11 protein-coding genes are annotated in these 14,889 nt (G+C 47.8%); 3 read left to right on the forward strand and 8 right to left on the reverse strand.

All coding sequences use genetic code 11. From position 1 onward, the window contains the following. Positions 1–25 precede the first annotated feature (25 nt). A complete protein-coding gene (locus J9880_RS22585) occupies positions 26–916 on the forward strand; it encodes a proline iminopeptidase-family hydrolase (protein ID WP_133822339.1) in 891 nt (296 codons plus the stop codon). 143 nt (positions 917–1,059) lie between these two features. On the opposite strand, the gene J9880_RS22590 is transcribed toward J9880_RS22585, so the two are convergent. The 8 genes from J9880_RS22590 to J9880_RS22625 form a co-directional block, all read right to left on the reverse strand. Beyond that, complete coding sequence (locus J9880_RS22590; protein ID WP_232770858.1) at positions 1,060–1,896, reverse strand: PRD domain-containing protein; 837 nt, start codon at positions 1,894–1,896, stop codon at positions 1,060–1,062. 63 nt (positions 1,897–1,959) lie between these two features. Next, positions 1,960–3,381 carry a glycoside hydrolase family 1 protein gene (locus J9880_RS22595; protein WP_095925817.1) on the reverse strand — a complete coding sequence of 474 codons (1,422 nt, stop codon included), beginning with the start codon at positions 3,379–3,381 and terminating at the stop codon, positions 1,960–1,962. A gap of 17 nt (positions 3,382–3,398) precedes the next feature. Further along, the gene (locus tag J9880_RS22600) at positions 3,399–5,288 is read right to left on the reverse strand and encodes a beta-glucoside-specific PTS transporter subunit IIABC (RefSeq protein WP_095925818.1); all 1,890 of its coding nucleotides are present in this window, start codon (positions 5,286–5,288) and stop codon (positions 3,399–3,401) included. Between the two features lie 386 nt (positions 5,289–5,674). Then, entirely contained in the window at positions 5,675–6,673 is a 999-nt protein-coding gene (locus tag J9880_RS22605) for a LacI family DNA-binding transcriptional regulator (protein ID WP_095925819.1), read from the reverse strand. Positions 6,674–6,769: 96 nt separating this feature from the next. Continuing rightward, positions 6,770–9,535 carry a family 78 glycoside hydrolase catalytic domain gene (locus J9880_RS22610; RefSeq protein ID WP_232770860.1) on the reverse strand — a complete coding sequence of 922 codons (2,766 nt, stop codon included), beginning with the start codon at positions 9,533–9,535 and terminating at the stop codon, positions 6,770–6,772. Positions 9,536–9,809: 274 nt separating this feature from the next. Beyond that, entirely contained in the window at positions 9,810–10,817 is a 1,008-nt protein-coding gene (locus J9880_RS22615; RefSeq protein WP_232770866.1) for an NADP-dependent oxidoreductase, read from the reverse strand. 116 nt (positions 10,818–10,933) lie between these two features. Beyond that, complete coding sequence (locus J9880_RS22620; RefSeq protein WP_095925822.1) at positions 10,934–11,743, reverse strand: oxidoreductase; 810 nt, start codon at positions 11,741–11,743, stop codon at positions 10,934–10,936. 76 nt (positions 11,744–11,819) lie between these two features. Continuing rightward, the gene (locus tag J9880_RS22625; RefSeq protein ID WP_095925823.1) at positions 11,820–12,926 is read right to left on the reverse strand and encodes an NADH:flavin oxidoreductase; all 1,107 of its coding nucleotides are present in this window, start codon (positions 12,924–12,926) and stop codon (positions 11,820–11,822) included. A gap of 452 nt (positions 12,927–13,378) precedes the next feature. On the opposite strand from J9880_RS22625, the gene J9880_RS22630 reads away from it, so the two are divergent. After that, positions 13,379–13,948 carry a TetR/AcrR family transcriptional regulator gene (locus J9880_RS22630; protein ID WP_095925824.1) on the forward strand — a complete coding sequence of 190 codons (570 nt, stop codon included), beginning with the start codon at positions 13,379–13,381 and terminating at the stop codon, positions 13,946–13,948. Positions 13,949–14,101: 153 nt separating this feature from the next. Further along, positions 14,102–14,887, forward strand: a complete 786-nt coding sequence (locus J9880_RS22635; RefSeq protein WP_232770867.1) for an alpha/beta fold hydrolase — start codon at positions 14,102–14,104, stop codon at positions 14,885–14,887. Positions 14,888–14,889 lie beyond the last annotated feature (2 nt).

The raw sequence follows: 14,889 nt of genomic DNA on the forward strand, positions 1-14,889 counted from the left end.
ATTATTCACCGGCAGGGGAAACAAAATGTACAACATTACTGAAGGCTATGCTCCGTTTCAGGAATACCAGACCTGGTACCGCATCTGCGGCGATTTACACAACGGCGAAACGCCGCTGGTGATTGCGCACGGTGGTCCGGGCTGCACACATGATTACGTCGATGCCTTCCGCGATATCGCCGAAACAGGACGCGCGGTGATTCATTACGATCAGATTGGTAATGGCCGTTCGACGCATCTGCCGGACAAACCGGCGGACTTCTGGCAGCCGTCTTTCTTTCTGGCGGAGCTTGATAATCTGCTGCGTCGCCTGGGTATCCAGAATAATTACGCCCTGCTCGGCCAGTCCTGGGGCGGTATGCTCGGTGCCGAACACGCGGTCACGCAGCCTGCCGGTTTGAAAGCACTGATCATCGCCAACTCGCCTGCGTCTATGGAACTCTGGCTGCAAGCCGCCGCCAGACTGCGCAGCGAACTGCCACCGGACATTCAGGAAACCTTACTCACGCATGAAGCCGCAGGAACCCTCGACAGTGCGGAATACAAAGCTGCATCGCAGGTATTTTATGCCCGCCACGTCTGCCGTCTCAACCCGTGGCCAGACGATGTGAAACGCACGTTTGCCGCAATGGACGACGATCCGACCGTATATCTCGCCATGAACGGGCCGACTGAATTCCACGTTATCGGCAGCATGAAAAACTGGACGGTGATCGACCGTTTGCCCGCAATTAACGTGCCGGTGTTGCTGATATCTGGTCGCTACGACGAAGCCGCCCCGGAAGTGGTGCAGCCGTTCGCAGATCTCATCAACGGTGCCGTATGGTCGATTTTTGAAAATTCCAGCCATATGCCGCATGTGGAAGAACGCGAGGCGTGTATGAAATGCGTGGTGGATTTTTTGGATAAGATTTAACGTTATTTGCTCCCCTGTAAAGGGGACATCATCATATATTAAAATAGCCTGGCCATATTAATACACTAGTTGAATAAAAAAACGCAGTGGATATTAAGTTAAAAAGAAATAAAGCCTTATACATTAACTATGCTTTCCCATTATTAAGCATCAGAATTTCTTAATCTTTCAATGTGTATGGTAAGAAACATTTTCTCATCGAAATTCATTTTATAAGAATGATTCTTTTCCAACCAAACTTCAATTTTCTCTGTGCACCGATATGACTCAGAGAACTTCTCTCGTATACTAAAATAAACAGAGTCGTCATCCAGCTTAAAGGGGGCGTTATTTATCATCCGCATTGAAAAAAACTTAAGATGAGTCACCAGACGTTGGAAGTTAATTGAACCTTCATTTAATTCAAGAAGAAAATTCAACTTTATAATATTGATTATATCTTTTATTAAGGTGGCTGATTGCATGGTGTCGTACATATTCCCATTATGCCTGCAATTTACGATATGTAATGCAATGAATCCAATTTCCTCTTCTGGAAGTTCCACATACATTTTCCTATTTATTAGTGCAATAGCGTCACTTGCCATTTGATATTCTTCCGGATAAAACATTTTTATATCCCATGCCAGTGGGTTTTTTATCATCTGATTATTTCCGGCCCGAGTTATCGCATAATATATGTGATCGCTTAAAGCCAGGATCAATGACAACTGCGAGGCAACAGGAAAACGTTTTTCAATATTGCCCACAATTTCCCTGGAAATCTGGATAATATCATCCGGAATATTGCTGAACAGCTGGCGCCAGGACAACGTGATATCCTCTTTTTTTTCAAGGTATTGGGCTTCAAACGTTCTGGCATCAGCACGATCACCGTTTTTTTTCCCAAAACCGATGCCACGGCCAAGTGCGACGAGAGTGTCACCCTGCTCGTTCTCTACCATAATCGCATTATTACTTAATATCTTGATTATTTTCATAGCACGTTTTCTTAGTTCAAAAATATAAAGTGTGATGCACACTGCATCACACTACGTTGTCCCTCAGACCGCATCGGTTAGTCCGTTTCTCTTTATCATCTCACCATACCAATAAGCGCTTTTTTTCTTAATCCTGCGCAGATCTTTAAGGTCAAACTCATCGCGATTGACATATATCAGCCCATAGCGCTTTGAGCATCCCTGGTGCGTGGATATTAAATCAATCGCCGACCAGGGTGTATAACCTAAGATTTCAACACCGTCAGTAATGGCTAACTGCATCTGATGAATATGCGCTCTCAAATAATCAATTCTATATTGATCATTAATTGTTCCATCCGCCTCCAGTTTATCAAATGCCCCGATTCCATTCTCTGTGATCAGCAAAGGTAAACGATACCGGCCATAGATTGCGCGTAACGTATTTCTAAACCCGACAGGGTCAATTTCCGTGCCGAACTGAGTGCGAGGCAAATGTTCATTCGCTGCACCACGGTGCACGCCATTCTCACCTGACTTAAGGTATTTGTTTCCTCCCCGGATGACTTCATCATGTCCGTCGCCCTGACTGGCTGCTACGGTTTGCGTGGTGTAATAGTTAAAGGCAATAAAATCGGGTTTGCCGGCAGCCAGTATCACGTCATCTCCTGCCTGAACGTCCGGGAGAAATCCTTTCTCTTCCATATATGCCCAGGCCAGATGGTTGTATTTGCCATGCACAGCCATATCCAGATAGAGCCAGTTACGGATAGCATTGTAATTTTCTGACGCCAGCACATCTTCAGGTTTTGGGGTCGCTGCATAAATCAGAGCGATATTCGGCGCGGGACCAATCAGTGAAGCCGGATATTTTTCGTGAAGTAATTGCATTACTCTTGCCTGGGCAACCAACATATGGTGGTTTTGCTGATACAGATTTTTTTTGTCATTCTGTATTTTAGGATCAACGGTACCGAGGGCATTCCCCTGCAAAATCATCAAATTCTGCTCGTTGATCGTCAACCAGTACTTAACCTTTTCACCAAACGCATCAAACAGAATTTCAGCATAGCGGGCAAACGCATCAACAGTCTGCCGGTTATACCAGCCTCCGACATCCATCAGCGCCTGGGGCAAATCGAAGTGATAGAGGGTCACAATAGGCTCCATACCCTGAACCCTTATTTCATCAATTAAATGGTGATAGAAATCCAAACCTGCGGTATTGATCTCTCCGTCCCCATCAGGAACGATGCGTGTCCAGGCTATGGAAAAACGGTAGGCCTTGAGGCCTATTTCTGCCAGCAGAGCAATATCTTGCTTATATTTATGATAATGGTCGCTGGCCACGGTGAAATCCGTCGTTCCTTCAGGATATTCACTCCGGGCATCAATAACAGAAGGCCCTTTGCCGTCTTCATTCCATGCACCTTCAACCTGATAGGCTGAAGTCGATGCTCCCCAGAAGAAATTTTCCGGAAACGGTTTCAGGTGTGTGTATCGCATAGGTGCTCCCTTACTGTTTATGAAAGTGACAATAACAACGCACCCGACTCTGTGCGTTCTTTCTGCTGAGGTTCAATGGACTGGTACTTTTCAGGATTAGTGATGACGACAGGAATAACGGTATCGAACCCGGCGTTACGAATTTCGTTAAAATCGCACTCAACCAAAAGATCACCCTTGTTAACATGTTGTCCTGAGCTCACATGCATAATGAAAAACTTCCCATCAAGCTTAATGGTATCGATTCCAATATGAATTAAGACTTCGGCCCCTTGGTCCGATAGCAAGTGCAAGGCATGACCACTGGCAAAAGTGGACACGACAGTACCGTTGACCGGTGCGACAATTTGCCCCGAGAAGGGCTCGATAGCGATCCCATAGCCCACAACGCCAGAAGAAAACACGTTGTCATTTACACTTTCCAATGGCACTAATTGGCCGCTGACCGGGGACCAGATATTTTCCTGAGTGGCAATGTTCGCTACGTTGCGGATCAATGCAGGTTTAGGGAAGGAATTCTGTGTGCTGACAGATTGTTGCTTTTCTGGAATATCATCTGTCTCTATCGGATCGTCAAATCCGACGATATAGGTTAAAACAGCAGAGAGTACAAAAGAGGTCGCAATGCCGATCAGCAGCCCAACAAATCCCTCACCGTAAAATATTGGAAGCGTAACCAGGCTCGGGATCCCCATCGATATTGCGCCACTGCCAGAATACCCGACGATCCCGCCACCCACTGCCGACGCGAGTACTGCGCAGATGAAGGGTTTTTTGAGTTTAAGTGTAATGCCATATACCGCAGGCTCGGTGATCCCAAATATCGACGAGACAAAGGCACCACTTGCCAGTGTCTTCATTTTTTTGTTCTTGGTTTTCAGCAATACCGCCAGCACAGCACCTGACTGAGCAAACACAGCGGGAACCGTCGCGGCTTTCAGTGTACTTTTACCCAGCACCGTAATTTCGTTGATGATGACGGGAGTAAAAGCCCAGTGCATGCCGAATATCACAAACACCTGCCAGCCTGCTGCGAATAAGGCGCTGGCTATAATGGGATTAAAACTGAATATTTTGACAAATACGCCAGCAATTGCCTCGCTTGTAAACACCCCCACAGGGCCAATAGTAAGCAACGTAAGGGGTACCATCACAAGCAGTAAAATAAACGGCAAAATGACACTTCGGACAGCCTCATGAATCGCGTTTTTTATCAGATTTTCCAGCAATGACATCACGTAGACAGCCAAAATGATTGGCAATACCGTGCCGGTATATTTCATCATCATGACCGGGAGGCCAAAAAAATGAACCTCTGTGTGCTGAGTGAAAAAGGCCACAATGTCAGGATAAATTAAAGCCCCGGCCACAGTCACAGCCACGAAAATGTCCGTTTTGAATTTACGCGCTGCCGTTATCGCCAGCAGTACCGGTAAAAAATAGAAGAGGCTGTCTGAGGCGGCTTGTAAAATCACCGCTGAACTCTCTTTCTTATCAAGCCACTCGTTCGCGAACGCGATAGCCAGCAGGCCTTTAATGATCCCTGATGCCGCCATCGCTCCCAGCAAAGGGGTAAAGATTGAAGAAATAATATCGATAAGACGACTTAGCAACGGGCCTTTATTGTCATCTGTCGGGTCTGCACGCTCTTTACGACCATCTTGCGGCAACATATTTTCTAATTCACGATAAATTTCAGCGACTTTGTTACCCACAACGACCTGAAATTGCCCACCTGATTGCACCGTCGTAATGACGCCGTCTAAGTTTTCAAGCGCATGAACATCAATTTTTTTCTTGTCATTGAGCGTAAATCTCAGACGTGTTGCGCAATGCACCAGTTCGACAACGTTATTATTGCCCCCAACGAAATCAAGTATTTTTCCAGCCAATTCTTTATTATGCATAGCTGCCTCGAAATAAGAATATCGATGATTTTCAGAGCAAAAAAAAACCTGACACTTTTGCATAATATTAATGCAGAAGTGTCAGGTTTCGCTCGGATAAACCGATAACGTCCAGATACTCATGCTAGTAAAAAAGCATTGGCATGCACAACCGCATTTGACTTTTTTTGTGAGTTGAGTCACAAATAACCAATGGCAATTATTCTTCACATATAAATTAACACGTCAAAAATTGAACTTAATTTCTGGCAACCAGAGCAGAAAAAAAAGTCTCTACTTCAACTCGCGGATAAAAATAGCCTGGCACATTTATGGTACAGAAAAATTCAACAGAAATGATAACTCACTAAAACTGCGTCAGGAAAAATAGTCATATGCTTGTTATATTAATTTATTTTTCGGACTGACTCTCTGATCACTAACGTGCCGGAGAGCTCAGAAAATCCCTCATCCTGGTGAACATCCAAAATTGATTCGACAGCACGCCTGAACATCTCCTCCAGGGGAACATCCAGAGTCGTCAGGGTAGGTGAAAAGAAGTTGCCTATTTTTGAGTTATCAAACCCCGCGACAGAAATGTCTTCAGGAACCCGTTTCCCGGCTTCCTTCAAGGCTTTTATCACCCCAAATGCCATGTCATCATTGCCAGCAAGTATTGCCGTAAAAACCGAATTATTATTTATTAACTCTTTAGCCGCTTCGTAGCCGCTCTGCATATTCCACGATCCCTGCGCGATCATATTATTATCGGCAGCCCGCCCATACTCTGCCATTTTTTCAAGATACGCGGTTTGTCGGGCCGAATTACTTCGCGAGTTTTTTTTACCAGAAATATAAGCAATTTCGCTATGGCCCATACCGTACAAAAAGTCCATCATTTTTAAGCAACCGAGATAATGGTTAATAAAAACAGAGCTCTCAGCATTATTTTCCAGCTTCTGATTCAATGCAATAATCGGAATGGAGCTTGAACTGACGATTTTATCAAGCTTACACGCGCTCAAATATTTTGTATAAACCATCACGCCTGCACATTTCATCCCCACCAGAAAATCTATGGCGTTAATCTCTTCTTCAAAAGTCCGCTTCCCGTCAGCGAAGATAAGACGGTGATTATGTTGCTCGCAATATTTTGCTGCATTATAAAAAAGAGTCGAAAAGTAGGGTCCGTTATACACCTCATTGGTGATCACCAGCCCTATCATGCTCGTTTTTTGCGTTGTCATCTGCTGAGCAAGCAGGTTAGGCCGATAACCGGTTTCTTTGATGGCTTTATAGACCCGTTCTTTAATTTCTTTTCTGACCACATCTTTACCATTTAAAACCCGGGAAACGGTTGCTTTGGACACCCCCGCGCATATTGCCACATCAAGCATTGTAATCATTACGTTCTCCAGCGCATCTACTGCAGTAACCATCTTACCGCTTAAAGAGTGCTATGTTTCATCGTTTACCGCATATCATGTCATCACGAGCCTTGTTTAAAATCGGACAAGTTCGGAGGTGAAATTGTAATCTCCAGAGCCAACCTTCACTTTAAGGTATCCGTCTTGCACACCCACAATTTCTGGATTGTCCTGCGTTGTTCTCAATGCAGAACCGCTCTCTTTGACAGCCGTCATCTTATCCGCAGGAATATAGATGAAGGCGTGAGTATTCACCGGAACAGACACTTTCAGATGCAATACGGTACCGACTGTTTCATAAGACACTTTTACGGCTCCCCGGATAGTGGGCACTTTCACCGACGCATTGCTCAGCCCTGCACGCGCGGGTTTCACCTGAAACACGGCCCAGCCAGGCTCCAGCGGCTTAATGCCGAAGAGACTTTCAGGGATGACAATAGAAGGTGACGTTCCCCACGGATGAGAGTGACTCACAGTAAAATCATCCGTCTCATTCCATGCTTCCATTGTTGAACCGGAACCCAGTTCCATCATATGTCGCCAGTTATGGCTGTTTTCACGCGGAACCCCATCTGAGTTCATACCGGTAATCTGATTAACCGCTTCTTCCGCCTGACCATGTTCAGCCATTGCTGTCAATGCAAACAGAGAACTGTAGACACTGCCCTTAAGCATTTTTTGTTCAGCAAGGTAGTTGGCGGCGTTTACTGATTGTGTCGGGGATGCTGCGCCCAGTGCAGTGACAAATGAATTGGCCTGACTTGAGAAGTGCAGCTCACCATTTACATTATCTCTGAATGCCTCATGCTGGCGGTCAAAGAATGTTTTTTGAATACCGGTGCGGGATTTGCTGTAGAGCGCCACATATTTTTTACTGTCTTGCGTCTTATTTAACGCGGCAGCAATATCAGACATCGCCTTTGTCGCTGCAAAAAAGAATACGTTAGTCACAATATGCGTGTCTGAGAATTGATATCCGTCTCTCAGTTTTTTGGGCCAGTCGACGATGTCATGATCGGGCCCCGGGCCGCCATCACCATAGCTGGCGGTGACCAGCCCGGTTTTCGGACTAAATCCTTGCAAGAGTTTGGGCGGGATTTTCGTTTGCAACAGGCTGAAATTTCTCTCAATCAGTTTTCGATCACCCGTATAGAGGTAATCATTCCAGGAATTGAGAATGTTATATACCTTCCATTCCATCGGCCACGTAGAATTATGGGTCAGCCAGTCCACAGAAAACCGGGCAAGGGCGTAATCGTTGCTGAGGGAATAATTACTTAATTGCTGAATGTAGGTGTCAGCCTCATAGGGAGCGCGTTCTCGATTTGGCGAATCCACGTATAAATCGTGATTAAGGTTTTTGATTGAGTCACGTGAAAAAGCCCATATTTTGTTGAGTTGCTCATTTGAGGAACGGAACGATGCAGCCTGATCATCAAACGGATACTGCAAAGTGAATGTCGTCAGATAGTTGTGGAGATTTTTTTCGGTGACAAAGTCCGGGAGTCCTGAAACCTCTGCATACCTGAAGACACGAAACCCAAAGTGTTCAACAGATTGAGGGCCGTTTTTCAGTGTCCACACATCGTTATTATTGACCAGAGCGGCTGTTTTCCATTGCACTTTTTGGGAATCTTTCATGACCTCTCCGGCCTTGATGGTGACAACTCCCCCCCCTTTATCCCCCGTATCGATGGTGAGATTCATACCACCCACAACAGTGACGCCGTAATCGAGCACAAACTTATTGTCAGTCGTTTTTTTGATGCTTACCGGAGAAATATTTCTTTTCGTCAGGTTTTCTGCCGGATAACCGACCAAATTCTTCAGGTCGGGCTTAATGACCACAGGTTGCCATTTAGCATCATCGAAATGAATGTTCTGAAAACCAGAAGGGTATTCTTTTACATTGATATTTTCGTGGGGATAGCGGAATCCCACCCATGAAATGGCTTCAGGGTCATGCACATCCCCAGCGTACGGAAATGCTTTATTCCCGGCCAGCGACTTCCATGAGCTATCTGTTGCAATAATTTGCACATCGCCATCGGCGTAATCAATGCGCAATTCTGCCATAAACGACTTTTTGTCACCATAGCTAAACGCTGATGCGGAAAGGATATTCTCCTGACCTGCCTTGATATGGGGTGTAACGTCAAAAGCGTTATAAAACGTTTTACCATCGAAGCCCCGGACAGGACCCAACCCCACAAAATCACCATTCAAGTTAACTTTATAAACATACTGCCGGGATTCAACAGGGTTCGTGCCGGTTGAATAAATAATCGCGCGTTTAATGGCTTTATTACTGGCCCGGAATTCCTTACGGAAAAATGCCCAATCATCTTCCTGATTATTATTGTCTGGACGTTGGGCGACCCAGACAGGTTTAGCACGCCAGTTATTTTTAAGCGCGGTATCAAAATGACTGATGGATGAAAAAGGACTCGCTTCGTTTTGCCGATTCCATGTCTGGACTGCCCAGTAATAACGGGTCGCTGCGGAAAGTTGAGGCCCATGATAAATCACACCTGACGAATCTGATGTGTTCACTTTTCCGGAGTCCCAGAACGGTTTTTGATAAATAATACGGCCCTTCGCATCTATAAAATCGGCATCCGCGGATATCACGATTCTGTAAGCTGTTTGAATATCATTACGCTGGTTGCTGTTAAGCACCCAGTTCATTGAAAAATGATTGAGATCTTCTACCAGAAGAGGTTGTTTTTGCAGTTCAAGCCGCAAATCAGAAGGCTGAATCTGGGGGACTGCATGGGCGTTTAAAGGGATGAGCATCATCAGCATTACAGGGCTAAAACGCGATATTTTATACAAATACATGTCAGCATGGCCTTTTGTAATAAGTTTAGCTCAGCGCATGAGTAAGACTGCCCCGATTAAATGCTATGAATTTCATAACATGAGTACATTCGCAGGCCAATCATGATGTATGTCACGGTGAGATTTTTGCGCTAAAGCTCTTTGTAACCGGTTGCAGAGTAACATTTGCACCCATTATCTTTGCAACCGGTTTCAGAGGGATTTGTGCAGTACCTCTCAAAGAGAGGTACTGCAAGCTGAGGCTTGAAAAATGGGCGTAGTCGTCAGGAAAGGGCTATGACTCAGGAGAAAGTGCAACGACTACTTTCCCCTTCGCATGCCCGGTTTTGAGATAGGAAAGCGCACTGAGGGTTTCCTCAAAGGAAAATACCCGGTCAATGACGGGAGCCAACTTTCCGGCATCCACCAGTTCAGCAATGTCAGACAGGCGGCTGCCATCTGGATGAACAAAATGGAATCCATACCGGACCTGTCGTTGTGACGCCATTTCGTTTATCTTACGACTCATCAGCCAGAATAAGGCTTTCATGATTGGATTCATGTTTCTGTGGCGTGCGAAAGGCAGGTCAACGGGCCCGGTCAGTGAGACGAGATTGCCGCCGGGCCGGAGGATCTGAATGGCTTTTTGTATACTGTCACCGCGCAAGGTTCCGAGCACTACATCGTAACCGGAGAGTACTTTTTCAAAATCTTGTGTTTTATAATCAATGACATGCTCAGCACCAAGACGACTGACTAATTCTGAATTCCCTGCGCTTGTGGTGGTTGCCACGCTTGCACCAAGATGCCGTGCCAGTTGAATAGCAAAAGTCCCTATGCCGCCAGACCCCGCGGGTATAAAGACCTTCTGGCCAGCCAGCAAGTTTACATGCTCAAAGGCCTGCCATGAGGTCAAAGCCACCATGGGTAACGACGCTGCCTCGATAAAGTCTAGACTCCGAGGCTTCAGCGATGCTGCGCTTTCAGGCACCGCCACATATTCAGAAAGCGCACCATTATCAGTGTCAAAGATGCTGGCGTAAACGGCATCGCCCGAGTGGAACCGGGTTACATTTTTTCCTCTTTCCACCACAATACCTGCAAGATCGCTGCCCATCACTGCCGGCAGCGTAAATTGCAAAATGGGTTTGAATGTTCCTGCCGGAATCATGTTATCAATGGGGTTTAACCCCACCGCATGAATCTTTACCAGTATTTCATTATCTTTAACGCGCGGCATCGGGCGGGTTTCAAAATCCAGCCGGGCATTCTTTCCGTAACTTTTCAGTACCAGTGCTTTCATACTCATCATCCGTAAGCTCACCAAGATTAAATGCCTGTGGGCACATTCAACATGCCTGAAACTCAGTAAACAGTTTTATGGGGGCGTGCAACGTCAGGTGATGGATAACTGATCTCTCAGAGCCCGAGGCTTTTACGAATTCCTTTATCCAGCAGAGAAGCTGTCAGGAAGCGGCGCATAAAAGCCAGTTTGGCTGCTGTTTTTCCGGCGGTGTAGCGAGTCCGTGGACGTCGATCCTGCGCCGCACCCACAACCACGCGGGCCACGACATCGGGTTCATCGGCTGACTTCAATGCATCGCTGACAATTATTTTCAGTGCGCTCCGGCGGGCTTTATAAACGTCCAGCGGGGCATCGGGGGGGACATTGTTGGCTTCGAACTGTGTGCGCGTGTAGGCAGGCTCAATAACGGATACCCGGATACCCTCGGTGCGCATTTCGTGATCCAGCGATTCCGTGTAACCTTCAACCGCGTGCTTGCTTGCTGCATATAGAGCAACATAGGGCATCGGCACCAATCCCAGAACCGAGCCGATATTGATGATGCGCCCCTGCTTCCGCGCACGCATGTGCGGCAGCACCGCCCGTACCATCCGGACAATACCCATAAAGTTAGTATCAAAAAGGCTCTGCGCCTGCGCTATTGAGCTTTCTTCGGCGGCTGCCGGCTCCAAACCAAATCCGGCGTTGTTGACCAGCAGGTCAATACAACCTTCACGGGCGATGAGCTCGTTGACTACCCCACTCACTGACTCATCGCGGGTCACGTCAAGTGTAAGCATGTTGAAGTAGAACTGGCCTTCTCTCACCGGTTTTCGACTGGTGCCATACACAGTGTAACCGGCATGATATAGCCTTTCCGCGACGGCCAGGCCGATGCCGGAGGATGCGCCGGTGATCAAGGCGACAGGTTTTTTTTCTTTCATATCACTTTCCCTTGATGCAAAAAATGCCGGCCAGAGCCGGCTTGGTATGTATTGATTTGTCGGTGGATTAAATCCATCAGAACAATGTCCCCAGGTCTTCTGCCTGAAACCCGTGCAGATCTTCCAAACGACCGGTGCGGATTTTCTGAACCCACTGCGGGTCAGACAGGAGTGCGCGGCCAACAGCAATCAGGTCAAACTCTTCGCGTTCCATGCGTGTGTACAGATTATCCAGCGCAGCTGTGCCAGAGCCCTGGCCGCCAAAGGCACCAAAGAAATCATCTGCAAGCCCCACCGACCCGACGCTGATGGTGGCGGCACCGGTAAGTTTTTTTGCCCAGCCGGCAAAGTTAAGGCCATCATTACCGTCAACATCCGGGAACTCTGGCTCCCAGAACCGACGCTGTGAGCAGTGGAGAATGTCCACGCCTGCTTCAACCAGCGGAACCAGCCACTCTGTCATCTCCTGAGGGGTTTCCGCCAGGCGGGCTGCATAGTCCTGCTGCTTCCACTGGCTGACACGAAGAATAAGCGGGAATTCAGGCCCGACCGACGCGCGCACTGCGCGCACAATATCTGCCGCAAAGCGAGAGCGTTCTGAAATGGTTTTGCCACCGAAGGCGTCAGTACGAAGGTTTGTGCCCTGCCAGAAGAACTGATCGATAAGGTATCCATGCGCACCGTGCAGTTCTACGACATCAAAACCAAGGCGTTTTGCCTCTGCGGCTGCCCGGGCAAAAGCGTCGACCGTATCGGCTATGTCTTCTTCTGACATAGTCATTCCTCTTGCGTCACCGGGGCCGACTAACCCTGAAGGGCTTTCAACCGGCGCGTCAGGCTCCCATTCACCGCTTCGGGTCGAACCGGTATGCCAGATTTGCGGACCGATACGACCGCGGGCTGCATGAACAGCATCTACGACCTGCTTCCAGCCAGCCAGTGCCTGCTCGCCATGGAAGAAGGGAATGCCTGGCATATTGCGGGAGGCCGGGCGATTAACCACGGTTCCTTCTGTCAGAATAAGACCTGCTTCACCCTCGGCGCGGCGACGGTAATAACCGGCATTAGGCTGGCCTGGAATGCCTTCCGGGGCCATGCTACGGGTCATAGGAGCCATGACGATGCGGTTAGGCAGCGTCAGGCCTTTCAGGGTGAACGGAGAAAAGAGTATGTTATCGGACATCGATAAATTCCTTCTAAAGGGGGGTAAAAGATCACTGTAACGGGCAAGTTTTATTCATCATTCCCCAGGGTTCCTGGAGCCGCATATTCCTGTCTGAACTCCGCAAGCATGGCCTTGCAAGGCTGTTGATAAAGGTTCCAAAGATACTCATCGCCGGTGAGTCGCCGGTAATCAGTACTGAAGTGTTCTCAGGCATTTTTTCCCCTGGATCAGAGTGGAATTTACGCGCAAAGACTTTTTAAATGATGCGTGACATGTATAATAAATGTCAACCGTCATTTAACTATGGACGAGGCAGGTAATAATGCACTTCGCAACGATAGCTGGCATTCTTGCCAGAGCGCAGGGGGCTGGCGCAGAACATGTCTGCATCCGGCTTCCCCGTGCATAAGGGGCGAGACGAATATACGGGCGCTCACACCCCGGATTGTTTAACGGGTAATGGAGGATAAATGGGTCGGGTATCCAAAGAACAAATGGAACGCAACCGCGATAATATTATTAAAGCCTCCGCGGAACTGTTCCGGGAACGAGGTCTGGACGGCGTGAGCGTCAACGATGTGATGACGACCGTCGGCCTGACACACGGTGGATTTTACGGTCAGTTTAGTTCCAAAGACGAGCTTGAGGCTCTCGCCTGCCAACGTGCGTTTGATGATGTAAGTGATGCTTTCTCATTAAGCGGTATAACCACTTTCAACGGACTCCTGGATTCCTATCTTTCTGTTGAGCACAGAGATAATGCAGGCCACGGGTGTACCGTGACCGCATTGGCATCGGATGTGCAGCGTAAACCGCTGGAAAAGCCGGTACGCCAAACGTATATAGACGGTTTAAAGAAAATGGCTACGCAGTTGGCTGCAATTCAAAAAAATGACCCAGACTGCGAGCCCTCTGATATTCATCTTGTACAACTGGCAACGATGACGGGTGCATTGATACTTTCACGGGCCACCATGGGGGATGAGCTTTCTGAAAGATTTCTGAATGCCGTACGGGAGCATCTGAAAAAGATGTCATAAATTTCATCGCGCGACATTGGGTACCGCATGGGAGTCGGTTTCTGTGGCTACGTGTTCCCCGGCATGTATGTCATTTTTTTGTCATTTCCTCGTCAGTCTTTTGTTGGCCTCTGATTGATATATTGCCTTCACACACTGCACTGAGGATTTATTATGAAATTACCCAATCTGCCACTCATCACTTCTCTCGTCCTTGCCGGGATGACTATCTCAACGGTTCAGGCTGATACCAGCAAGCCAGTCGCAAATGCACCGGAAGTCACTAACATCGTGCTGGTTCATGGCTTGTTTGCGGATGCGTCGAGCTGGTCTAAGGTTATCCCGCTGCTGCAAGCCAAAGGCCTGCATGTGACTGCGGTGCAGAACCCGACGACGTCACTGGATAACGATGTTGCGGCGGTGAAACGGGCGCTGGCTCTGCAAAACGGCCCGGTCATTCTGGTCGCACACTCTTACGGGGGAATGGTGATTAGCCAGGCAGGGAATGAGCCGGAAGTGAAAGGCCTGGTATATATCGCTGCGCGTGCACCGGCAGCGGGTGAAGACTATCCGGCGCTGACAAAGAAATTCCCGGCATCGCCCGCTTCTGCGGGCATAAAATGGAATGACAATTTTGGTGCGTTAACGGAATCAGCCTTTGTTCATGATTTTGCAGGTGATTTGCCTGAGAAAGAAGCCAAAGCTTACTACGCCGTTCAGCAACCCATGGGCAAAGCCATCACGATGGCCAAAACCAGCGTCGCTGCCTGGGAATTTAAGCCGACGTATTACGCCGTCTCGACGGAAGACCGCACCATCAATCCTGATCTCGAGCGCTTCATGGCTAAACGTATGCATGCGCAGACGATCGAGCTAAAATCTAGTCATGTATCGTTAATTTCCCAGCCGGAAGCCGTGGCAAATCTGATTATGAAAGCCGCGCACGTGCCGGGTTATTAAAC

Source organism: Rahnella victoriana (assembly GCF_021276285.1).
Taxonomy (GTDB): domain Bacteria; phylum Pseudomonadota; class Gammaproteobacteria; order Enterobacterales; family Enterobacteriaceae; genus Rahnella; species Rahnella victoriana.

Coding starts and splice junctions, on each gene's coding strand:
- J9880_RS22600 (WP_095925818.1), bottom strand. CDS start 5,288: ATGCATAATAAAGAATTGGCTGGAAAAATACTTGATTTCGTTGGGGGC.
- J9880_RS22620 (WP_095925822.1), bottom strand. CDS start 11,743: ATGAAAGAAAAAAAACCTGTCGCCTTGATCACCGGCGCATCCTCCGGC.
- J9880_RS22615 (WP_232770866.1), bottom strand. CDS start 10,817: ATGAAAGCACTGGTACTGAAAAGTTACGGAAAGAATGCCCGGCTGGAT.
- J9880_RS22610 (WP_232770860.1), bottom strand. CDS start 9,535: ATGTATTTGTATAAAATATCGCGTTTTAGCCCTGTAATGCTGATGATG.
- J9880_RS22590 (WP_232770858.1), bottom strand. CDS start 1,896: ATGAAAATAATCAAGATATTAAGTAATAATGCGATTATGGTAGAGAAC.
- J9880_RS22625 (WP_095925823.1), bottom strand. CDS start 12,926: ATGTCCGATAACATACTCTTTTCTCCGTTCACCCTGAAAGGCCTGACG.
- J9880_RS22585 (WP_133822339.1), top strand. CDS start 26: ATGTACAACATTACTGAAGGCTATGCTCCGTTTCAGGAATACCAGACC.
- J9880_RS22605 (WP_095925819.1), bottom strand. CDS start 6,673: ATGATTACAATGCTTGATGTGGCAATATGCGCGGGGGTGTCCAAAGCA.
- J9880_RS22595 (WP_095925817.1), bottom strand. CDS start 3,381: ATGCGATACACACACCTGAAACCGTTTCCGGAAAATTTCTTCTGGGGA.
- J9880_RS22630 (WP_095925824.1), top strand. CDS start 13,379: ATGGGTCGGGTATCCAAAGAACAAATGGAACGCAACCGCGATAATATT.
- J9880_RS22635 (WP_232770867.1), top strand. CDS start 14,102: ATGAAATTACCCAATCTGCCACTCATCACTTCTCTCGTCCTTGCCGGG.